20 protein-coding genes are annotated in these 22,100 nt (G+C 66.4%); 12 read left to right on the forward strand and 8 right to left on the reverse strand.

Annotation, left to right across the window (positions count from 1 at the left end; genetic code table 11):
- Positions 1-10 precede the first annotated feature (10 nt).
- Entirely contained in the window at positions 11-1,390 is a 1,380-nt protein-coding gene (locus FDW81_RS09250) for an LLM class flavin-dependent oxidoreductase (RefSeq protein WP_138133896.1), read from the forward strand.
- 40 nt (positions 1,391-1,430) lie between these two features.
- Here the strand turns inward: FDW81_RS09250 and FDW81_RS09255 are convergent, their stop codons facing one another.
- The 4 genes from FDW81_RS09255 to FDW81_RS09275 form a co-directional block, all read right to left on the reverse strand.
- Positions 1,431-2,078 carry a hypothetical protein gene (locus tag FDW81_RS09255; protein ID WP_240720122.1) on the reverse strand — a complete coding sequence of 216 codons (648 nt, stop codon included), beginning with the start codon at positions 2,076-2,078 and terminating at the stop codon, positions 1,431-1,433.
- Positions 2,079-2,672: 594 nt separating this feature from the next.
- Positions 2,673-3,131, reverse strand: coding sequence for an SRPBCC family protein (locus FDW81_RS09265; protein ID WP_138133898.1), 459 nt, complete (start codon positions 3,129-3,131; stop codon positions 2,673-2,675).
- Between the two features lie 36 nt (positions 3,132-3,167).
- Positions 3,168-3,893: a hemerythrin domain-containing protein gene (locus FDW81_RS09270; protein ID WP_138133899.1), complete on the reverse strand. Its 726-nt coding sequence runs from the start codon at positions 3,891-3,893 to the stop codon at positions 3,168-3,170.
- A 182-nt stretch (positions 3,894-4,075) separates the two neighbouring features.
- On the reverse strand, positions 4,076-4,858 hold the full coding sequence (locus FDW81_RS09275; protein WP_138133900.1) for a GntR family transcriptional regulator: 783 nt from the start codon (positions 4,856-4,858) through the stop codon (positions 4,076-4,078).
- A 235-nt stretch (positions 4,859-5,093) separates the two neighbouring features.
- On the opposite strand from FDW81_RS09275, the gene FDW81_RS09280 reads away from it, so the two are divergent.
- The gene (locus FDW81_RS09280; protein WP_240720124.1) at positions 5,094-5,876 is read left to right on the forward strand and encodes an alpha/beta fold hydrolase; all 783 of its coding nucleotides are present in this window, start codon (positions 5,094-5,096) and stop codon (positions 5,874-5,876) included.
- Positions 5,877-5,949: 73 nt separating this feature from the next.
- On the opposite strand, the gene FDW81_RS09285 is transcribed toward FDW81_RS09280, so the two are convergent.
- Positions 5,950-6,723 (reverse strand): DeoR/GlpR family DNA-binding transcription regulator, encoded by a 774-nt coding sequence (locus FDW81_RS09285; protein ID WP_138133902.1) that lies wholly within the window; start codon positions 6,721-6,723, stop codon positions 5,950-5,952.
- 75 nt (positions 6,724-6,798) lie between these two features.
- Complete coding sequence (pdxA, locus tag FDW81_RS09290; RefSeq protein ID WP_138133903.1) at positions 6,799-9,177, reverse strand: 4-hydroxythreonine-4-phosphate dehydrogenase PdxA; 2,379 nt, start codon at positions 9,175-9,177, stop codon at positions 6,799-6,801.
- Between the two features lie 192 nt (positions 9,178-9,369).
- Here pdxA and FDW81_RS09295 point away from each other — a divergent pair, with 192 nt between their 5' ends.
- From FDW81_RS09295 to FDW81_RS09335, 9 genes are read left to right on the forward strand one after another with little or no spacing between them, the layout of a single operon-like run.
- Positions 9,370-10,944 (forward strand): ABC transporter substrate-binding protein, encoded by a 1,575-nt coding sequence (locus tag FDW81_RS09295; protein WP_138133904.1) that lies wholly within the window; start codon positions 9,370-9,372, stop codon positions 10,942-10,944.
- A 3-nt stretch (positions 10,945-10,947) separates the two neighbouring features.
- Complete coding sequence (locus FDW81_RS09300; protein ID WP_138133905.1) at positions 10,948-11,883, forward strand: ABC transporter permease; 936 nt, start codon at positions 10,948-10,950, stop codon at positions 11,881-11,883.
- Positions 11,880-12,803, forward strand: a complete 924-nt coding sequence (locus FDW81_RS09305) for an ABC transporter permease (protein ID WP_138133906.1) — start codon at positions 11,880-11,882, stop codon at positions 12,801-12,803. Before FDW81_RS09300 ends, FDW81_RS09305 begins: the two co-directional genes overlap by 4 nt.
- 1 nt (position 12,804) lies before the next feature.
- Positions 12,805-13,731 (forward strand): ABC transporter ATP-binding protein, encoded by a 927-nt coding sequence (locus FDW81_RS09310; RefSeq protein WP_138133907.1) that lies wholly within the window; start codon positions 12,805-12,807, stop codon positions 13,729-13,731.
- Complete coding sequence (locus tag FDW81_RS09315; protein ID WP_138133908.1) at positions 13,728-14,555, forward strand: ATP-binding cassette domain-containing protein; 828 nt, start codon at positions 13,728-13,730, stop codon at positions 14,553-14,555. Before FDW81_RS09310 ends, FDW81_RS09315 begins: the two co-directional genes overlap by 4 nt.
- Positions 14,556-14,589: 34 nt before the next feature.
- Positions 14,590-15,579 carry an aldo/keto reductase gene (locus FDW81_RS09320; protein WP_138133909.1) on the forward strand — a complete coding sequence of 330 codons (990 nt, stop codon included), beginning with the start codon at positions 14,590-14,592 and terminating at the stop codon, positions 15,577-15,579.
- Between the two features lie 51 nt (positions 15,580-15,630).
- Complete coding sequence (locus FDW81_RS09325) at positions 15,631-16,407, forward strand: HpcH/HpaI aldolase/citrate lyase family protein (protein ID WP_138133910.1); 777 nt, start codon at positions 15,631-15,633, stop codon at positions 16,405-16,407.
- A 5-nt stretch (positions 16,408-16,412) separates the two neighbouring features.
- Positions 16,413-17,672, forward strand: coding sequence for an exo-alpha-sialidase (locus tag FDW81_RS09330; RefSeq protein ID WP_138133911.1), 1,260 nt, complete (start codon positions 16,413-16,415; stop codon positions 17,670-17,672).
- Positions 17,665-18,357 carry an SDR family NAD(P)-dependent oxidoreductase gene (locus FDW81_RS09335; RefSeq protein WP_138133912.1) on the forward strand — a complete coding sequence of 231 codons (693 nt, stop codon included), beginning with the start codon at positions 17,665-17,667 and terminating at the stop codon, positions 18,355-18,357. Before FDW81_RS09330 ends, FDW81_RS09335 begins: the two co-directional genes overlap by 8 nt.
- A gap of 183 nt (positions 18,358-18,540) precedes the next feature.
- On the opposite strand, the gene FDW81_RS09340 is transcribed toward FDW81_RS09335, so the two are convergent.
- Together FDW81_RS09340 and FDW81_RS09345 are read right to left on the reverse strand one after the other, a co-directional pair.
- The gene (locus tag FDW81_RS09340; RefSeq protein ID WP_138133913.1) at positions 18,541-19,314 is read right to left on the reverse strand and encodes an SDR family NAD(P)-dependent oxidoreductase; all 774 of its coding nucleotides are present in this window, start codon (positions 19,312-19,314) and stop codon (positions 18,541-18,543) included.
- Positions 19,311-20,045 (reverse strand): FadR/GntR family transcriptional regulator, encoded by a 735-nt coding sequence (locus FDW81_RS09345; RefSeq protein WP_370278891.1) that lies wholly within the window; start codon positions 20,043-20,045, stop codon positions 19,311-19,313. Before FDW81_RS09345 ends, FDW81_RS09340 begins: the two co-directional genes overlap by 4 nt.
- A 147-nt stretch (positions 20,046-20,192) precedes the next feature.
- Between FDW81_RS09345 and FDW81_RS09350 the strand changes: the two genes are divergently transcribed.
- The gene (locus tag FDW81_RS09350; RefSeq protein WP_171027157.1) at positions 20,193-21,686 is read left to right on the forward strand and encodes a GntP family permease; all 1,494 of its coding nucleotides are present in this window, start codon (positions 20,193-20,195) and stop codon (positions 21,684-21,686) included.
- Positions 21,687-22,100 lie beyond the last annotated feature (414 nt).

A 22,100-nucleotide genomic window follows, 5' to 3' on the forward strand; every position in this document is an offset into this window, starting at 1 on the left:
ACGGACGGCCATGCAGGACACGGACGGGAGCCAGCGCCAACTCCATTTCAACGCCTTCCTCTTTGGCTGCGGCCACCACGGAGCCGCCTGGCGCCGGCCCGACTCGCCGGTGGAGCAGCTTGGCGATATTGCCTTCTATGAGCAGCTGGCGCAAAGCGCCGAACGCGGGCTCTTCGATGCGGTGTTTTTTGCCGACGGCCACAGCGTGGGCAGTCCGGACCAGGGACCGAGGTGGTTCCTGGAACCCCTGACCACCCTGGCCGCGATGGCGCGCGCAACCAGCAGGATCGGGCTGGTCAGCACCGTATCCACCACCTTCTACACGCCCTTCCACGCCGCCAGGATGCTGGCATCCCTTGACCACATCAGCGGCGGCCGGTCGGGCTGGAACGTGGTTACGTCCATGTTCGATGCCGAAGCCCGCAACCACGGCATGGAAGCCATGCCCGGCCACGGGGAACGGTATGCGCGGGCCACCGAGTTCATCGAGGTAGCCGGGCGGCTCTGGGAATCCTGGGCTGACGATGCGCTGGTGATGGACCGCGCCGGCGTTTACGTGGACCCGGACAAGTTGCAGCCGCTGCACCACGCCGGTGATCATTTTCGAGTGGAGGGCCCGCTGACCGTACCCCGGCCGCCCCAGGGCCGGCCGGTGTTGTTCCAGGCAGGCGCCTCCGAACAGGGACGTGATCTGGCGGCCCGGTACGCCGAGGGGATCTATGCCGTGGCGTATGACCTGCCCTCCGCCCAGGACTACTACGCCGACATGAAAAGGCGGATCGCGTCGGCCGGGCGGAACCCGGGCAAGGTCGCCATCATGCCGGGCCTGGTCACCTACGTTGGTGCTACCGAGGCGGAGGCCCGCCGCAAGCAGGACGAGGTGGACGCGCTGCTCCCGGCCGCGCACTCGCTGGCGCAGTTGGGCACCTTTATTGGCCAGGACTGCAGCGGGTGGGAGCTGGATGCCCCTGTTCCGGCCCTGCCGCCGGCGAGCGAGTTCACCGGCCCGCAGGGGCGCTATACCACCATCCTGCGGATCATCGAAGCGGAAAAGCCCACGGTTCGGCAATTGCTGGGCCGGCTGGCCGCCGGCGGGGGCCACTGCACCATGGTGGGAACGCCTGAGCAGATTGCCGACCAGATCGAGCTGTGGTTTTGTTCAGGCGCCGCCGATGGATTCAACCTGATGCCCCCGCTGCTGCCGGAGTCACTGGACGAGTTCGTGGACCGTGTAATCCCCGTCCTGCAGCGCCGCGGTCTCTTCCGCAGCCGCTACACCGCGGAAACCCTGCGCGGACACCTGGGACTCGAACGCCCCGCTGCACGCCGGCATCAGGGACGTGAAAAGGCATTGCAGGAGGTTGGTGCCCGCCCACCTGGCCGGGGCTGATCAGGCACCTGGGTAACAAACCGCCGCCGGGCAAATTCCCTCAGCCGGGACTTCCGCCCAGCACGTCCACGTGTACATGGTCGAGGTGACGAAGGATCTCGTTGCCGGGTTCAGGTGCGTCGTAGTCCCGCCATTGCCCTCGTGAGCTGTGTGCGCTCCAAAACCGGTCATCGAAAATGACGTACTGGATGTCCAGGTCCTCGGCATGGGCGACGAGCCAGTGCGCCAGTATCCACCCCTGACGACGGTTCTCCTCGGTCACCGGGCGGAAAAAGATGTCGATCGCCCGGCCGTCGTAGTGCGTCGAGTTCGCTCCGTGGCCCTGATCTACGCCACCCGGGGCAAACCCGCCCAGGTTTTGGTCACCGAACACCTCGGTCATTGCTGCGCGCAACTGCTCGGCGCGCGGTGTCAGCCCGGTGGCACCTAATTGCTGTTCCTGCAAATCCCTGTCGGCCGAGCCCCGGCAGGTCAGGGAAGGGCCGGCGTCTCCGGGTGGCCCGTCGGCCAGCCGCTGCAACACCGCCGCGTCGATGCCGGAGGTGTCCGGAGCTGCAACCCCGCGGGCGAGGAGCGCCACCGCTGTAGTAGCTCGCTTCGCTGCATCACGATCAAGTCCCACCTCCCCCTCCGGGGTTTCGACGACGCACTCTGGCCGCCAGAGCAGCGAGCCGTCCTCTGTGCGCAACTCACTGAGTAATCGGGGACCGAAAAGTACCAGCACTGACGCGAGCCCTCCGAGCAGAAAAACACTCAAGAGCAGCCGACGCACACGGTGCTGGCCCCGATATGTCTTGTCGGCGGTCATCGCCGAAGGTGACGCGCATGCGGGCTGGCATAGGTGGCGGGACCGGCCAACTCAGGGGACAGCGCTGAGGTTGAGCTTGCAGTGGCGAGCACGGAGATTCTGTTCACCACGACGCCCCTTTGGTAGCTGGATGCTGCAGTGTTAATTGTTTCAAACCCGGGGGCTTGCAGTGCAATGTAGCTTGGTCCTCTCGCTGGTGGAGGACTTCGCCCCGCACCTGGTGGAGACGCTTCTGACTCCGGTGGTCAAGCCTGTCGAAACCGCACTCGTTGGTTGAGCCTGTCTGAACCACCACCACTAGGAGTTTTTGTCCACATATGCAGGCCATGACACGATCCAAGTCGGCATACCTGGACAAAAACTCCGGGAATGTCCCGAAGGATTCGGCCGGGGGCACACCCCAGGAAGTATGCCTCCGGGGAGGGCGGCCCTGGCCATGAAACCGGGGAGGCCTGCTGGGTGATGCCGTTTGGCTTAGTCCTTGTTCCGCCGATATTGCTTGGCGGCAGGCACCCACCTTCGGAAATCGGCTGCCAGCATGGGAACGAGCAGGGGTCGTAGCAGCGTCATCGCGAGGCGTTTAGGCAAGTTGCGGGGTGCCAGCTCGATGTGCATGTCCGCGCGTGTCCCCAAGCCCTCGGGATGGAGATCGATATAGGCTGTTCCGCCGTCGAACAAGCCACCTATAACGCTGTTGACGCTTCTACGCGGCCTTTCATAGACAAGGTAGTCGGAAACGCTTCGCAGGCGGAGGGGTCCGGCCTTCATGACCATCGTGTAGCGGGGCGTCCCGTTCGACCGGAGTTCGTAATCCTCTATCCTTTCGACCATCTTTGAAGCAGCGGCGACACGCTGCAGCCCGTCGCCGAAAATGAAGTCCCAAACTGCTTCCGGCGTCTGGTGAAAACGGGCAGAGACACTTATTGGCTTCATGAAGGTACCTCCGGGACGCTTCCAGTTGCCCTGCGCCTAGAGTGTTTCCGGGATCGGGCGCCCCGGGAAGAGCGTCGCGTACTGTTTCCGGTACAGCTTCCGTCCGACCAAGCGGTACGCAAGCCGCACCGGCACGGGAATTTCCTTGAACAATTCCTCCCGCTCTCCGGGCGGATTGGTAGCAAGTACCATTCCGAGATAGCCCACCAGGAACTTCTTGTCGAACTGCTCGATCCCGTGCTGGCCGAGGGCGGACAGTTCCTTTTCGCTCATGACCCGGTCCACGGCCGGCATCACCTCTGTGACCTCCCGGCGCAGGTGCACGTTGAGGAGAGACTTCAGGTCCTCGTACCGTTTCGCAAGTTCTTCGCCGGTCTCCCTGTCGGCTGTTTCCATCCAGCGCAGGCGGATGGGCTCAACTCCTTCCAGCTGCTGGGTTACCTGTTTGTGGTGCTCGAGCATCTGTGCGATATGCAGCGCGCAAGCCGGTGCCCGCTGCCCCAGTTGCGGGTACATGAGCAGGTCCTCGCCCTCGTGGTGCACATGGAGCACCTTGTCGAAGTTCCCCAGTACTTCCCCGACATAGGTGGCGCGGGCGGTGTCTCCGGACGCGACTGACCGAACCAGGCCCGGAGCCTCGTCGTAGGCCCAGAGGAAAAAGCGATGAACGCGCCGCATGGTTGCGGTTCCGGTGCAGAGCACAGGACCCGGCGGAAGGGGAGCTGCCGTTTCGCCGGGCTGCATTGTGAAAAAGTCAGTCAATTGAGGGCCCCTAACGCTCGTAATGCGAGACCAGCACCTCTCCCCGCGCAGAATAGTATCGCCCGGTTCCGAGCCGCACAATAAGCCTCCGAAGAACGGCAGCGCAGCGTTCTGTTTTGCGCTTGGCGTGAGCTGAGGCGGCTGCCGAAGGATGGCTGAGGTCGGTTCTGGTCGCTGGCGTACTAGGACTGGAACTGCTGCATCACCGAAAGGTGCCCGGCCCGGGCCGAGACCAGGCATTTGGCCAGGTAGAAGGGACGGTTGCCGTTGCGGACGTACTGCGTCAGGACCAGCACCGGGTCGGACGGGCGCAGGTCCAGCAGCTTCGCCCGGCTGGGTCCCACCTGACTGAGGCTGATCTGGCACTCGCCCGGCCCGGGCAGCCTGCCCAGCTGTTTGTTGAGTGCGGCAAGCAAGGTGGTGCCGCCGTCGTCGTTAATCTCAAGGGGCGCGGCGGGGCTCTTGCCGAAGCTGACGGGATGGGCGGTGACGTTTTCCTGCAGGTGGGCGATGGCCTCGCCGTCGCGGATCAGGACCGATTCCCACAGCCAGCAGTCGGTGCCGGGCTCGACGCCGATGCCGGGGGCGACGAATTCGGAGGCCGCCTGCCGGACCACCTGGGTGCGTTTGACCTCCGCCTGCTGTCCAGGGCTGCCGAGGACTTCCTCGAAGGGTTGGATGCGTTCGATGCCGATGCGGGGGAGCGTGTCCGAAACGAAGCGCCCGACGCCGCGCCGCGCCCTGATGAGGCCGTCCTCCTCGAGCAGCATGAGGGCTTCGCGGACCACGGTGCGGCTGACCTTCATGTCCGTGCCGAGCTCGGTCTCGGTGGGGATCATGGAACCGGGTGTGAGGAGGCCGTTGCGGATGGCTTCGGCGATCCGCGAGTACACCGCGACGCGCAGGGGAGCGCCGGGCTGGGCGGCCACCGGCTGGGACAGGAACCGGGCGGCGTCCTGGTGCACGTTATGCCTCGCTTGGTGGTGGTTGGTCCGGGGATTCCAGCCTAACAAGTGCTACCCGTTTGTTGGACAAGCACTGGTGGTTCGCGAACTCCATCATCAGCCGTTGCGCCCACGGACGCCGGCAGCACAGACTTGAACCCCAGCGCCGGTGCTCCGGCCCGGCCTGCTGAAGTGACAGAAGATAGCGTGGCGAGAGGAAGACAAAGCCATGGGAGCGCACGTACAAAGTGGGGACGTGGCCATCTGGACGGAGCAAATGGGCAAAGGGCCGGATGTACTGCTGATCGGCGGCCTCGGAGATACGGTCGAGTCGTGGCAGTTCCAGTTGGATGGTTTGTCTGGGGACTACCGGCTCACTGCCTTCGACAACCGGGGCGCGGGCCGCACCGCCAATCCGGATGGCGTGCTGTCCGTTAATGTGCTGGCGGACGATGCAGCCGAAGTCCTCAGGGCGCTCGGCATCGGTTCTGCCCACGTGGCCGGTTTTTCCGGCGGAAGCGTCATTGCCCAGGAGTTGGCCCTGCGTCACCCCGGACTCGTCCGAAGCCTGGTTCTGCAGAGCACATGGACGGCCATGGATCCATACCTCAAAACCTGGTCACACTTCATGAAGTCGCTGGTACGGGAGGCGTCCAGCGAGCGGTTATTCCTCGAAGGGCTTTTCCTCAGCGTTTACACACCGCGTGCGCACAACGACGGCACGGTGAACCAGGTCATTGAGGAGGTGCTCGCGTTCCCGCACAAGCAGAGAAGCGAGGATGTGGAAGCTTTTATCGATGCCTTGATCGATCACGACACGAGCGAACGGCTTCCCCAATTGAACGTCCCCACGCTGGTGCTCGCAGGCGGCATCGATGTCATTACCCGTCCCGAGCTCTGCCGTGCCGTGGCGGACAAGATTCCCGGCGCGGTATTCGAAGTTATGGAAGGCGAAGCGCACCAGCCATTCCAAGAGGTTCCAGACCGCTGGAACGAACGCGTGCGGGCCTTCTGGCGGGGTCTCGACGCCGGTGCGTGACCTTCACTTCTCCAGCATTGGCAGCTCCGATGGGTTTACCGCAACTGCTGGCCGATCGGTGAGGGTGAGCCGGTCATCCTCCGACCGCAGCCACCTCAACCGCAATCCCCGCGTCCCGAAAATTCTGCACCTGTGCGGGGTCGGCGCCGTCGTCCGTCACCAAAGTCCAGGGCAGGGCCAGCCGCGCCCAGGCGTGGAACGGCCGGAGCCCGAGCTTGGAGGAGTCCGCCAGCACGTAGACTTCCCGGCCGCGGCGGGCCATGAGCTCTTTGAGGCGGGTCTGGGCGTGGTCGGCTTCGCAGATGCCGTCCTCGGCGGTGACGGCGTCGGCGCCCAGGAACACCCGGTCGAAGCTCATCCGCTCCAGCGCGGCCTCGGCCAGCGGACCCACAAAACTCTGCGAAAGGCTGCGCAGCCGGCCGCCCAGGCAGTCCACCTCGATGCCCTCCGAATCGGCGAGCTCCTGCATGGTGTTGATTCCCGGCGTCGTCACGGACAGCTTCTCGAAGCCGCGCAGTTCATGGGCCAGGGCACCGACGGTGGAGCCGGCGTCGAGAAGGATGTTCTCCCCGGGCACGATCACGGCTGCAGCCCAGCGGGCGATCGCGTGTTTCTGTTCGAACGCCTCGCCCGTGCGCTGCCGCAGCGATGCCTCCGGGTGCGCGCCCAAGGCCATGGCTCCGCCGTAGGTACGGGCCAGCCGGCCCTGCCCATTCAGCAAAGCCAAGTCACGGCGGATGGTGGAGGCCGTCACCTCGAACCGGGCGGAGAGTTCCTCCACGGAAGCCAAGCCGGTGGTCACGGCAAGGTGGTAGATCTCCTCGCGCCGCGCGTTTGCGCTGAGCATTCCCGGTCTCCTTCCCGTGGGTATGGCGGTGGCAGTGGTAACCATGCTAGTTCCGGCCCCCAAAGAATCCGCGAGTTACACGGCCACGGCAGGCCGGGTGGCCATCTCCGCCGCCTGGTGCAGCGCCTCCACCATGGACCGGGAATCGGCGATCGCCTTGCCGGCGATGTCGAAGGCGGTGCCGTGGTCCACGGAGGTGCGGATCACCGGCAGGCCCACCGTGATGTTCACGCCGGCCTCGATGCCCAGCACCTTCACCGGCCCGTGGCCCTGGTCGTGGTACATGGCCACCACCAGGTCGTAATCGCCCCTGCCGGCCAGGAAGAACAGCGTGTCCGCCGGCAGCGGGCCCACGGCGTTGATCCCGGCAGCCTGCGCGGCCTTCACGCCCGGTTCGATCTTCTCCGCTTCCTCGCCCTGGCCAAACAGGCCGTTCTCGCCAGCGTGCGGGTTGATGGCGCACACGCCGATCTTCGGGTTGGGGATGCCCGCCCGGACCAGCGCCTCGTGGCCGCGGCGGATGGTGCGCTCCACCAGGTCTGGGTTGATCTTCCGGATCGCGTCCACCAGCCCGATGTGCGTGGTCACGTGGATCACCCGGATCTTGGGCGTGGAGAGCATCATGGACACTTCCTCCGTGCCCGTCAGGTGCGCCAGCAGCTCGGTGTGTCCGGGGAAGATGTGCCCGGCCGCGTGCAACGCCTCCTTGTTCAGCGGCGCGGTGCAGATGGCCTGCACCTTCCCGGCCATCGCCAGCTCGCTGGCCACCCGGATGTACTCGTACGCAGCGTGTCCGGCCACGGGGGAGAGCTGCCCCCACGGCAGGTCCTCCGGCAGCAGCGCCAGGTCGATCACGTTCACCCGGCCCGGCGTGAACACCGCGTCCTCCACGTTCCCGATGCTCTGGATGTCCGCCTCGATGCCCAGGACGTCAGCGGCCTGGCGCAGTCGCAGCGCGTCGCCGATCACCACGGGCCGGCACTCGGCGTTGCTCTGCGGATCCAGTACGGCGGCCACCACCACCTCCGGCCCCACCCCGGCCCCGTCACCCATGGTCACGGCCACGTAGGGGAGTTCGTTCTGCTCGGTCTTGCTTGCTTCGGTTGTCATGTCTGCTCCAGAGGGTTGGTCCAGCGGGGGAAGGTTGGTGGTGGGAGCCTGCGCGGGCTGTCCGCGGCGCTCCCGGATTTCGTCGTAAAGCTGTAAGAGGGCCAGATCGTCGCCGAAGCTGCCGGGCTTGGTGCCCACCAGCGTCCCGTCATCGGCGCGGCTCAGCACGGCCCCGTGCTGCACGGCCGCGAGCGGAACCAGACTGTGGCGGCCGACGGCGTCCAGGACTTCCCGGGCCGTCTCGCCGCCGGTGAGGATCAGGTCAGTGGGGGTTGCCTTCGCAGCCTCGGCGGCGAACTTCGACAGGGCCTGCACGATACGGGCTGATGCAGACGGGTCCACTTTTTGGGCCGCCAACGTGATGATCACGGGGTTGCCTGCCCTCAAAACGTCTATAACCTGGGCCAGTTGGGGAGCATAGGCATCCTTGGCGCCGGCGTAGAGCGGGTGCAGCCTTACCACGGTGAAGCCCGGGGCTTCCAGCCGGGCCAGCTGCGCCTGCGCAGTTTTGGAGGCGGAGCCGACGACGGCGAGCACCGGCCTTGGGGCTTCCTGCGGTTCTGCGGTGGTTGCGTCCGCCTGTGTCGCAGTTTGCGCATTTCGCGCAAGCTGTGCAGCGAGCCGCTGTGCGAGGACATCGGCCGCCCCGCCCGTTCCCACCAGCACAATGGGGCGGCCACCGGCGCGGAACTCCAGTTCCAGCACCGCGTCCACCACGTGCGCCAGGTCCTGCACTATTTCGCCGTCGGCCACCACCAGCTGCGGCTGGTCGGGATTCAGCAGCGCAGCCAAGTCCTTGGGCAGCGAGCCGGACCGGACCGCGGCCAGGTCCACGGTCTGAACCGAGGCGGGATTCTGCGGCCGGAGCAGGGATGGAATGTCAGCCGGTGGTGCCGAAAGTTCCGCCTGCCACAGGTCCGTTTCCGCCAGGGGAGTGCCGGCCACCAGCGGCCGCCCGTCCACGACGGAACGCTGAAGCTGGGGGAGTGCCCCCGCAACAACGGCATGGAAACCAAGGCCAGTCAGCGCAGCCACTTCCGCACGGATGTTGCCGCGCCACAGGGAGTCCATCTTCTTGAACATCACCTGCGCCCCCGACGCCTCGGGACCTGAGAAGGCGTCCTTTACAAGCGCCCCGGCGGCTGACTCGCGAAGCCCGCGGGAGTGCGTATCAGCAACCACTACGTCGGTTACGGAGCCCGCAAAGGAGGTCCCGCCGTCGTGCGTTGCCGAAGCTTTGCCCGTGCCCAGCAGGACCTGCGCGGAGAGCCCGTGCTGGATAAAGCAGTAGCCAACCTCGGCGGCGCCGGAGAAATCGTCGGCCTGCACAAATACGGAAGCCACGTTGCTCCTCTCGTCCGTAGTCGGCTGGGATCCCGCCACTTAGCGGGAAGCCTCCCCATCATCATGACATGGTTGCGCGGATCACGCTAGAGGGGTTGCGCAATTTGCGCAGGAGTGGCAAAGTGATGGACACAACATTCGGCGCAGCCACTCCGGCCGGCAGCCGTCCCCCGATCTACCGAGAGGTCAACGATGACCGTTCTTCCTCAAGGAAGTGAGATTTCCCGCCGCCGCCTGCTGCAGTTCGGTGCGGCCGCAGGGTTTCTGCTGGGCACCGGCAGCCTCGCAGGCTGTGCCGGCCCCACCGGCCTGCCGGGACCCAGCACGCTGACCCTGGCCCTCAACCGGTCGCTGGTCAGCCTGGACAACAAGCTCAACCAGTTCGACGCCGCCGTCACCGTGCAGCGCGCCGTCCGCCAGGGCCTCACCGCCATCGGCCCCGAAACCAAGCCCGTGCTGGTCCTGGCCGAACGCTTCGAAATGACCGGACCCACCGAATGGACCGTGCGGTTCCGTGAGGGCATCCGCTACTCGGACGGCAGCCCCGTCAAGGTGGAGGACGTTGCCACCGCGCTGAAGATGTACCAGCAGGTGCAGGGCTCGTTTGTGGCCGGCTTCTTCCCCGAATTCCCCGAGGTTGTCCCGGTGGATGACCGCACCTTCAAGATGGTGTCCAAGAAGCCGATCCCTATCCTGGACTCGCTCATGAGCATGATCCTGATTACCCCGGCCGCGCAGAACAAGCCGGAGGAACTGCAGGAAGGCCTGGGCACCGGCCCGTACGTGGTCACCAAGTTCAACCGCGGCGCCGGTACCTACAGCCTGGCCCGCAATGAGAACTACTGGGGCCCGGCCCCGCAGGTGGACAACGTGGAAGTCCGGTTCCTCCCCGAGGAATCCAGCCGCGTGATTGCCCTGCGCAGCGGCGAGGTGGACGTCATCGACTCCATCACCCCCGACTCCCGCGAACAGCTCGCCGGACTTCCCGGCGTTGAACTCCAGGAAGCGTCCAGCCTCCGCCTGAACCAGATTTTTTTCAACTTCCGCAAGCCCGCCGGCCACCCGCTGGCCGATCCCCGCGTCCGCCAAGCGCTGAGCATGGCGATCGACGGCGAGTCCCTGGTCCGTGACGTGCTGGTGGACTCCGTCACCCAGGCCGAGGGCGTCACCCCGTCCAGCCTCACCGGCTACTACAAGACGGGCGAGTATGTCTACGATCCCGAGAAGGCCAAGGCCACCCTGGCCGAGCTCGGCGTCAAGGACCTCACCCTGAAGATCATTTGGGAGACGGGCGAGTTCGCTTCCGATACCTCCGTGATGGAGGCGCTGGTGGAGATGTTCGGCAAGATCGGCGTGAAGGCCGAGCTGCAGCAGTTTGAACCCGGCGGCAACATCCTGGCCTGGCGCCAGGGCAAGCAGGGCGACTGGGACCTCCTGGGCAACGGCTACCCCAGCCCCACCGGACTGGCCATCACCATGCTGCAGGGCATGTACGCCGGCACCCCGGAAAAGGAAGCCACCCGCGATACCTACCAGGGCTACGTGATCCCCGAGGTCACCGCCAAGATCCAGGCCGCCTCCGCCGAAGCGGACCCGGCCCGCAGGACCGAACTGCTCAACGAAGCCCAGCAGGCGGTGTGGGACACCTGGCCCTGCGCCTGGGCGTTCGTCCCCAAGTCCGTCCTCGCCCACCGGGAGCGGGTGTCCAACATCAACCTGGCACCCACCAACTCCTACCCCCTCGTTGATGTCCGGCTGGAGGCCTAAGCCATGACGAACTACATCCTCAAGCGCCTGGGACAGGGCCTGCTGACCGTGTTCCTCACGGTGTCCACCGTGTTCATCCTGATCCGCATGGCACCCGGCGATCCCGCCGTCTCCTACGCCGGGCCGCTGGCCAGCAACGAACAGCTCGCCGCGGTCCGGGAGCAGTTCGGCCTGGACCGGCCCGTGCTGGAGCAGTACTGGATCTTCCTCCAGCAGCTGTTCACAGGCAACCTGGGCCAGTCCTACTCCTTCCAGGCCCCCGCCATGCAGGTGGTCTTCGAACGGATGCCGTACACCCTCACCCTGGCCACGTCGGCCATCCTGCTGACCGCCGTCGTCGCCATCCCGCTGGGTGTGTGGATGTCCCGCCGGCCGGACACCGGCAAGGAATTCGGCGTCAACGTGCTCACCATCGCCGGGCAGTCCATGCCCGACTTCTGGACCGGCATCATGCTGCTCACCGGCTTCGCCGTGCTGATCCCCCTGTTCCCGGCATCCGGCTTCGCCACCTGGGGCGGGCTGGTGCTCCCCACCGTCACCATCGCCATCCTGCAGATCGCCCTGATCTCCCGCATGGTGCGGCGTGAAATGACCAACAACCTCGCCGCCCCTTACCTCACCGTGGCCCGCTCCCGCGGCGTCAAAAACTCGGTGCTGACCTGGCGCTACGCCATGGGCAACTCCGCCATTCCCGTCTTCACCGCCCTGGGCACCCGGTTCGCCGCGATGCTCAACGGCGTGGTGGTGGTGGAAGTGGTGTTCGCCTGGCCCGGCGTCGGCTCCCTCATTGTCCGGGCCCTCGAAACCCGCGACTACCCCCTCATCCAGGCGACCGTCCTGGTTACCGCGCTCCTGGCCGTGGCCGTGCAGCTGCTGATCGACCTCGCCTACCCGCTCCTTGATCCCCGTGTTCGTCTTGGAAAGGCGGCAACAGCATGAGCCTCGACACCGCAACACCTGCTGCAGCGCAACCGGCCCGGCAGCCCAGCCCCAGCGCCGTCACCAAGGCGGACATCGCCCGGGCAGGCGCCACCCGCCGTCGTAAATCCGCCCAGTGGAAGCTCATCATTGGCACCGTCTGCACCCTGCTGGTGATCATCCCGATCATCCTGGCCCAGGTGCTGCCGCTGCCGGACGCCAACTTCCAGGACCTCTCCGCCCGGCGCCTGCCGCCGCTGACAGACGGACACCTGTTCGGCACCGACCAGCTGGGCCGAGACCTCCTCTCCCGCGTGCTGCACGGCGGCCAGGTCTCGCTGACCATCGGCCTGCTGGCCGTCCTGGTCTCCGGCGCCATCGGCGTGATGCTCGGCGCGGCCGCCGGCTACTACGGCGGCTGGGTGGACACCATCGTCTCCCGCCTCCTCGAAGCCCAGATGTCCCTGCCGCTGCTGATGATGCTGCTGCTGGTGGTGGCCCTGTTCGGCCCCTCCATCCCGGTGATCACCTTTGTGATCGCCATCGCCCAATGGCCCGAAGTCGCCCGCCTCACCCGCTCCATGGTGCTGGTGGAACGCGAAAAGCCGTACGTCTCCGCCGCCCGGATCCTGGGCCTGCACAAGATCCAGATCCTGATCCAGCACATCATCCCCAACGTCATCAAGCAGGCAACCCTGGTGGTGCTGCTCCTGCTGGCCCAGGCCGTGCTGCTCGAATCCGCGCTGTCCTTCCTGGGCGCCGGCCCGCAGCGGCCCTTCGCCACCTGGGGCCGGATCATCTCCGACGGCCAGGACTACATCACCACCTCCTGGTGGATGGTCACCCTGCCCGGCCTGGTGATCGTGCTCATGGTGGTGGGCGTCAACCTGCTGGGCGACGGCCTGCGCGACCGTCCCCGCCGCAAGAAGAAGGGTGCCTGACATGAGCGCTTCCACTGAGACCCCGTTCAAGGAGCAGCCGCTGCTGGAGGTCCGCGACTTCCAGGTGGAGCTGATCACCGACGCCGGCATCATCCGCGCCGTTGACTCCGTCAGCTTCAGCATCCACCGCGGCGAGACAGTCACCATCATCGGCGAGTCCGGCTCCGGCAAGTCGACGACGGCGATGGGCATCCTCCGCCTGCTGCCCGAGGACCTGGCGGTATTGTCCGGCACCGTGATGATTGACGGCGTCGATATCTCCGCCGATCCCAAGGCCATCGACAAGGTGCGCGGCAAAACCCTCGCCCTGATCCCGCAGGACCCGATGACGGCGCTGAGCCCGGTCCACTCGATCGGCAGCCAGCTGTTTGAGGCGATCCGGATCGCCGGCGCCGCCTCCGCCAAGGACAAGGACGCGCTGCAGGCCCGGGCCGTCCGGCTGCTGGAGCAGGTGCACATCCCCACGCCGGAGAAGCAGCTGAAGAAGTACCCGCACCAGCTCTCCGGCGGCATGCTGCAGCGCGTGCTGATCGCCATCGCGCTGGCCTCCGAGCCGCAGCTGCTGGTGGCGGACGAGCCGACGTCGGCCCTGGACGTCACCGTGCAGGGCGGCATCCTGGACCTGCTGCTGGAACTTCAGGAACAGCGCGGCATCGGCATCCTGATGATCACACACGATCTCGGCGTGGCCCGGCTCATCTCGGACCGCATCCACGTGATGAAGGACGGCTCGTTCGTTGAGTCCGGCGAGGTCCAGCAGATCGTGGACCACCCCGCCACCGAGTACACCCGCAGCCTGCTGGCCGCCGTTCCGGTGCTGGGGCCGTGGGACGAAACGCCTGCTGATGCGCGCGGTGCGCACGCCGCAGGCGGCTCTTCCGCCACCACCACTGACCCAGCCCTGACCCAGACCGGAGCAAAGCCATGACGAAGCCGTTCCTCGCCGTCGACAACCTGGTGGTGGACTACCACGTGCCCGGCGGCACCTTCCGGGCCGTTGACGACGTCTCCTTCTCCGTGGACAAAGGCAAGACGATCGCCGTCGTGGGTGAATCCGGCTGCGGCAAGTCCACCGTGGCCAAGGCCCTGATGCGGCTGGTGACGCCCACCAGCGGCAGCATCACCCTGGATGGCACGGACATCGCGTCCATGAGCGAGTCCAAGCTGCGGCCCATGCGTTCCAAGTTCCAGATGGTGTTCCAGGATCCGTACGGCTCGCTGGACCCGCACATGACCGCGCAGGAGATCGTGGCGGAGCCGCTGAAGCTGCAGGGCGTCCGGTCCAAGGCAGAACGGCACAAGGCGGCCGCGAAGCTGATCGACCAGGTGGGCCTGCCGGTCCGGTCCCTGGACAAGCACCCAGGGGAGTTCTCCGGCGGCCAGCGCCAGCGCATCGGCATCGCCCGCGCGCTCGCTTCCAAGCCCGAACTGCTGGTCTGCGACGAGGCCACCAGCGCCCTGGATGTCTCGGTGCAGGCCCAGGTGCTGCGGCTGCTGAAGTCCATCCAGGACGACACCGGCATCACCTACGTGTTCATCTCGCACAACCTTGGCGTGGTGCAGGAGATCAGCGATACCGTCATGGTGATGCAGAAGGGCAAGCTGGTCGAACTCGGCTCCACCGCCTCCGTCCTGACCAGCCCGAAGGAGGACTACACCCGCAAACTCCGCCGCGCGGCGCTGGACCCCTCCACCATGACGGGCCTGAAGCCGCGGCACATTGTCCGCTCCCTGGCCCTCGCCAACTCCTGACTCTCCAACGAACGCAGCCACGAGGAATCAACGCATGAGCACTCAGCCCGAAGGCGCCCAGGTGGACGGCCTGAAACTTCCCATCTCCCGGCTGGTCCTGGGAACCATGACCTTCGGCGACACCGCCGACGAGGCCACCGCAGGCCGGATGGTGGAGGAAGCGCTCGACGCCGGCATCACCACCATCGACACCGCCAACGCCTACGTGGGCGGTGTCACCGAGGAGATGCTCGCACGCCTTCTGAAGGGAAAGCGCGACGGCGTCATCCTGGCTTCGAAGGCCGGCATGCCCCACGCTGATGCTGGCTCCCACTCGCCGCTTTCGCCCGCCGGGCTGCGTGCCAGCGTGGAGGGCAGCCTGCGCCGGCTGGGCGTGGACAGCATCGACCTGTTCTACCTGCACCAGCCGGACCGGGCCACACCTCTTTCGGATACCTTGTCCACCGTGGCCGAACTGGTCGCTGAGGGGAAGATCGGCGCCCTGGGTGTGTCCAACTTCGCCGCCTGGCAAATCGCTGACGTCATCCACACCGCACGCGAAGTCGGGGCGCCGCAGCCCGTCGTCGCACAGCAGCTCTACAACCTGGTGGCCCGCCGGCTCGAGGAGGAATACCTCGAATTCGCCGCCACCCACAACGTGCACACCATGGTCTACAACCCGCTGGGCGGCGGCCTGCTCACCGGCAAGCACAGCTTCGACGCCAAGCCCACCGAGGGCCGCTACGGCGATTCCAAGCTCGCGGCCATGTACACGCAGCGGTACTGGGACAAGCAGCTGTTCGACGCGATCGGGGAGCTGTCCCACATCGCCTCGAACGCCGGGGTTTCCCTGGCCGAGCTGTCGCTGCGCTGGCTCGCCTACCGGCCCGGCGTCGGCTCCATGCTGCTGGGCGGTTCCAAGGTGGAACAGCTCCGTGCGAACCTCGCGGCCGTGGCCAACGGGCCGCTGCCGGCCGACGTCGTGGAAGCCTGCGACGCCGTGGGCACCTCGCTGCGCGGCCCGATGCCCGCCTACAACCGCTGACACACTTGCCTTACTGAACCCTTTGCTGAACCGACTGACTGAAGGACTCTGATGACCTCCGAACTGGCCACCGAATTCGCCCGAAAGATCCGCGCCCGTGAGCAGGCGGTGGGCTACTGGGCAGTGCTGGACGCGCCCGTGGCCACCGAACGCATCGGCCGGCTCGGCTACGACTACGTTGCCCTGGACGCGCAGCACGGCCTGCTCGGCTACTCGGGCGTGCTCAACGGGTTGATGGCCATCGACGCCGGGCACAGCGCCGTCGGCATGGTCCGCGTGGAGGCCAACGACTTCACCGCGATCGGCAAGGCACTCGACGCCGGTGCCGTGGGTGTGATCGTCCCGCTCATCAACAACGCCGCCGACGCCGCCGCGGCGGTGGCCGCAGCCAAGTACCCGCCGATGGGCGGCCGCTCCTACGGGCCCATGCGTTCGGCACTCCGGATCGGGCCGAAGCCCGCCGACGCCAACGGCACCACGCTGGTGCTGGCCATGATCGAGACGCCGGAGGGGCTGGCCAACGTCAAGGAAATCTGCGCCACCCCGGGCCTGGACGGCATCTACGTCGGACCCTCCGATCTCACCATCGCCGTGGGCGGCGCGTTCCCGGGCGACCCGCAGGTTGAGGCCGAATTCAACGCCGCGCTGGAGGCCATCGCCGAGGCCGCAGCCTCCGCGGGCATCGCCGCCGGGATCCACACCGCTGCCGGCTCCGTTGCCCACCAGCGCCTGCAGCAGGGCTACACGTTCACCACCATCGCCTCGGACCTGACGCACCTGGAACAGATCGCCAAGTCCCACCTCGACGCCGCCACCAAGAAGGACTAAGTCTTATGCAGAACACCACCACCGACGCCTACAGCACCATCACTCCGGACGGACAGGTGAAGCGGGCCGACGGCGCCGACTTCGCCTACCTGCCGGCACCCACCGTGCAGAGCCATGCGGCCAACCTGCTCACCCTGCCCGACGGCCGGCTCGGCTGCGTCTGGTTCGGCGGAACCCAGGAAGGCGTGCCGGACATCTCCATCTGGTTCTCCGCCCTCGAACCCGGCAGCAGCCAGTGGTCCGAACCGCAGCAGCTCTCTGATGATTCGACGAGGTCAGAGCAGAACCCCATCCTGTTCACCGCGCCCGACGGCCTGCTCTGGCTGCTGTACACCGCGCAGAAGGCGGGCAACCAGGACACCGCCGAGGTCCGCCGTCGTATTTCCACGGACAGCGGCCGCACCTGGGGCGAGGTGGAGACGCTCTTCCCCGCGAACGAGACCGGGGGCGTGTTCGTCCGCCAGCTGCCCGTGGTGCTGCCGTCGGGCCGCCTGATCGTGCCGATCTTCCGCTGCATCACCGTGCCGGGGGAGAAGTGGGTGGGCAACAGCGACGACAGCGCCGTGATGATTTCGGACGACGCCGGCGCCACCTGGAGCGAGCACGTCCTGCCCGGCAGCGTGGGCTGCGTCCACATGAACATCCAGCCCGTGGCCGACGGGTCCCTGCTGGCCCTGTTCCGCAGCCGCTGGGCTGACTCGATCTACGAATCCCGCTCCACCGACGACGGCTCCACCTGGAGCGAGCCCGTCCCCACCGAGCTGCCCAACAACAACTCCTCCATCCAGTTCACCGCGCTCGCCGACGGCCGCCTGGCCCTGGTGTACAACCACAGCCGAGCGCAGGAGAACACCGAACGCCGGCTGTCCCTCTATGACGAGATTGACGACGACGGCCTGGCCGAGGAGCAGGGCCAGCTGGCTGAGCCGGTGCTTGCCGCCGCCCTTGCTGACGGCGAGCGGAAGGCGTTCTGGGGGACGCCGAGGTCGCCCATGACGCTGGCGATTTCCGAGGACTCGGGCCGGTCGTGGCCCATCCGCCGGAACCTGGATGTGGGGGACGGGTACTGCCTTTCCAACAACTCCCGCGACGGGCTGAACCGCGAATACTCCTACCCGTCCATCCACCAGGGCCCGGACGGTTCCCTGAACATCGCGTACACGTACTTCCGGCAGGCCATCAAGTTCGTGCGGGTGGACCCGCAGTGGGCGTACGAGGGCACGCAGACGCCGGGCGGCCTGGAGGACGGCTCCATCAATGACTGAACAGGTCGCGGGGGAGCGGCACGCGGTGGTCACGGGCTGCAGTTCCGGGATAGGCCTGGCCATCACCCGGCGGCTGCTGGCCGACGGATGGGCGGTGACCGGGCTGAGTCGGACGCCGACGTCGCTGGACGGGAAGTTTGAGTGGCTGCAGGCCGACCTGTCCGAGCCCGAGTCTTTGGCTGACGCTGTGGCCGGGTTGCGGCCGGCCGATGCCCTGGTGCACGCCGCCGGTTTCCAGCGGACCGCGCCGCTGGGGGAGCTGGATCCGTCCGCTTTGTCTGGAATGTTTGCCGTTCACGTTGCGGCGGCTTCCGTGCTGGCCAACGCCCTGGTGCCGTCCATGCACGACGGCGGCAGGATCGTTTTGCTGGGCAGCCGCACCTCCACGGGGTCGCCCGGCAAGAGCCACTACGCCGCGACGAAGGCAGCTTTGATGGGGCTGGGACGAACGTGGGCCCAGGAGCTCGCGCCGCGGGGGATCACGGTGAACGTACTGTCCCCGGGACCCACAGACACCCCCATGCTGAACGACCCCGGCCGCGCCGCCACCCCGGTGAAGATGCCCGCCCTGGGTGCGCTGGTGGATCCGGAGGACGTGGCCGCCCTGGCCGCATTCCTCCTGGGCCCGCACGGCAAGTCGATCACCGGCCAAAACTACGTGATCTGTGGCGGCGCCTCCCTCTAACCCCACCCCTTGGGACGCTCCCTCACTTAACGCCGGTTTTCCGGTGACGCTCTCTCACTTAACGCCGGTTTCCCCGTGACGCTCTCTCACGGGCGGTGCGGCCAGCAGACATGCCGGCCGCACCGCCGTCGTACTTTTCCGGAGGGACTGATCCCAGCCGAAACCGGGCGGACCCGAACCGCTTTAGGAAACCTGCAGTCCGCCGTTGATGTCGTACGTTGCGGCGGTGATGAAGCCGGCGTCCTCGCCCATAAGGAAGGTCATCAAAGCCGCCATTTCTTTCACTGTTCCCACCCGGCCCACCATGATGTCCTTGGACATCTCCTTCTTCCGCTCTTCCGTCAGGGTGCCGCCCATGATGTCGGTGTCGACGGGGCCCGGCGCGATGCAGTTGACGGTGATTCCGTGTTCGCCCATTTCCCGGGCCAGTGCCCGGGTGAACCCGATGATGCCGGCCTTCGCCGAGCTGTAGGCGACCTTGGAGTAGGTGCCACCGCCACGCTGGGCGGAGATGGACGAAATGCTGACAACCCGGCCAAGTTTCCGGTCAATCATGCCCCCAAGGACGCGCTGGGTCACCAGGAAGGTCCCGGTCATGTTGATCGCGAAGACCCGCTCCCAGCCTTCCTTGGTTTCCTCCATGAAGGGCCGCGGTGAGCTGATGCCGGCGATGTTCGCCAGGGCAACGATGGGAGGCAGTTCGGCTTCCACCCTGCTGATGGCAGCATCAATGGACTCCTCGTCCGATACATCCGTCTGAAGGCCCAGAGCCTGCACCCCGTGCTTGTCCCCGATTTCCTTGGCAGCCACGGCCGCGGCTTCACCGTCGATGTCCAGGATGGCGATGTTCCATCCCTCACGGGCCAGCCGGTCTGCTGTTGCGCGTCCGATGCCGCGCTCTGAAGCTGCACCGGTCAGAACTGCGGTGCGTGCTGCGGGGAAAGTGGTCTCGGTCATGCTGTTTCAACTCCTGTGTTGGATTTCCGTGCTTTGATAAACCGCGCGTAGTCGTCGTAGGTCTGGTTGATGTGCTCGTCCATGGCCTTGCGGGCCTTATCCGGTTCGCCCGTGGCTATCGCGGCCAGTACCAGCCTGTGGTGCTCAATGGCATGGCGCTGGACTTCGGGGAACGCCGATGTTTCCCGGCGGGTGGTGTAGAGCAGGTGGCCCAGCTGGCCCAGCAGAGCCGGGAGGAACGGGTTCGCCGACGCCCTAAACACCACGTTGTGGAAGGCCAGGTCCGCCAGGGTCACGGCGTCCAGGTCGCCGGCTTCGTGGGCCGCCGCCAAGTCTGAAATCGCCTTTTCCATGGCCGCAAAATGCTGAGGTGTGGCATGGCGGGCCGCTAATTCCGCAGCCCCCGTTTCCATGATGCGGCGGACCTCGAGAAGCTTCAGCGCTGCCTCGTCAATCCCGGTGCCGCGGGCTGCTGCACGGAGGATGGCTTCCAGCCCCGTCCACTCGTCGGGAGGATTCACGAAGGTACCCAGGCCACGCCGCACCGTCACGATGTTTTGGGCCTGCAGTGTCTTCAGTGCCTCGCGCACCGTTAGCCGGCTTACATCGGCAGTCTTTGCCAGCTCTGCCTCCGCGGGCAGTGACGCCTGCGGCGGGATGTCTCCGGAGAGAATGCGTTCCAACAAATCAACGAACACGGAATCCGCGAGTGTCTGGCGGCTCACCGGCATCTCTCCTTCCTTGGCTTGTCAGATGTCTTATGTCCCGATAGTGTGGCACTCGTCACTCGATGGAGTCAATTCCAAAAAGGCACTGGCACCCTTCGAGGAGCAGCCGGGCAACGCGCCCGGACTCTTGTCCCCAAGGAGTACATCAACGTGGATATACAACTACTGCTTGCGCTGGTATTGGGCATCGCGACCATCGTCGTGCTCGTACTTCGCACCCGGCTCGACGCATTCGTCGCTTTGCTCATTGCCGCTTTGGTGACCGGCCTCGTGGCTGGCCAAAGCCCCCTCGACATCGTCAAAGCAATCACCACAGGCTTCGGCAACACCCTTGCCTCGATCGGCATCGTCATCGGCCTGGGCGTGGCCATCGGCAAGATCCTGGAAGTGTCCGGCGCTGCCAACGCGCTGGCCCTCGCCTTCCTGCGGCTCTTCGGCAAGGGCAGGGAACCCTGGGCGATGGGCACCGTCGGTGCCCTGGTGTCCATCCCGGTGTTCTGCGACTCCGGCTACGTGATCATGAACCCGCTGGCCCGCTCCATCGCGCGGGTTAAGCGCGCCGGCTACGTGACACTGGCCCTGGCGCTCGGTGTCGGCATGACGCTGACGCACCACCTGGTGCCGCCGACGCCCGGTCCGCTGGCCGTGACCGGCCTGCTCGGGACGGACCTGGGCGCGGTCATCCTCACGGGCCTGGTGTTCACCGTGCTCCTCCTCCCCATTGCCGTGGGCTACGCCAAGTGGATGGGACCCAAGCTCGAAAACTCCATCACCGAGGAGGTCCGCGAAGCGGTTTACGGCCGTGCTGCCCTGGTCGGTGCCGCGGAAGGATCCCAGCACGGCGGCACGGGAATCGCCGCCGACGACGACATCGACGACCACGCGCAGAGTGACCTTCCCGCCGATCCCCAGCTGGATCTGGGCACCCCGCCCGAGGGCGCCAAGCCGCACCGCGTCGGCGCATTCCTCGCCTCCCTGCCCCTCGTGGTCCCGCTGCTGCTGATCGTGCTGAACACCGTGACGGGCGCCATCGACCAGAACGCACAGGGAGTCGTCGGCGGCGAATACGTGCCGTCCGCCTGGGTTGTTCCCTTCGCCTTCATCGGCAACCCGGTGATCGCCCTGATCATCGGCGTACTGCTTGCCGTCTACGTGCTGCTGCCGCGGTGGACTCCGCGCGGCAGGGTTCAGCACTGGTTTGCCGAAGCAGCTGCTTCCGCAGGCCTCATCCTGCTGATCACCGGTGCAGGCGGCGCCTTGGGACAGGTGCTCCGGAGCTCGGGCGTCGGCGACGCACTGGCTGAAGCCATCGCCGCCACAGCTCTGCCGGCCTTCCTGGTGCCCTTCCTCGTGGCAACCCTGGTCCGGCTGGCCCAGGGCTCCGGCACCGTGGCCATGATCACCGCCGCCTCCGTCACAGCTCCGCTGGTGGGCACCCTCGGCATCGACCCGCTGGTGGCCGCCATGGCCTGCACCGCCGGATCCATGATCCTGAGCTACTTCAACGACTCCTACTTCTGGGTGGTCACCCGGTTCACCGGGCTCGAAGGCACTGCAGCGCTTCGCGGCTGGTCGGGCATCACCACGGCTGTGTGGGCCGGATCCATCCCGCTGTTGTTTATCCTCAACCTTGTCATGGGTTAGCTCCCCCATCCCAAAGTGCCCCCCCGGAATACAGCATTCCGGGGCACTTTGCTGTCACCAGGCGACCCGAACTTCATTGCGACGACCGGCTTGAGCAGAGAGACGGGACACTCGGCCTGCACCATGAATGGGACTGAGCGGGGCTTCCTTCTTGCCAAAACCTTTGCAGGGCCAAGCGGGCCAAACAGGCCAGGGAAGTGACAGGCGGCCACAAAATTCTGCGCGCTCGTCGAACCGCCCTTGGACCAGGGGCATTCCGTACACCAGCCAGTTCCTGGCAGGACCGGCCCGGCACGTCACCAACATCACTGTCCAAGACGAGTGCCTGGCAGATGTCTTCAAACCCGACCAGACACCAAATGATCCCGTAGTGCACCAGATCGTGGCCCATGCCCTGGGCAAACCCTCCGGCCC

It is taken from the genome of Pseudarthrobacter sp. NamB4, assembly GCF_005796185.1.
In the GTDB taxonomy this organism is placed as follows: Bacteria; Actinomycetota; Actinomycetes; order Actinomycetales; family Micrococcaceae; genus Arthrobacter.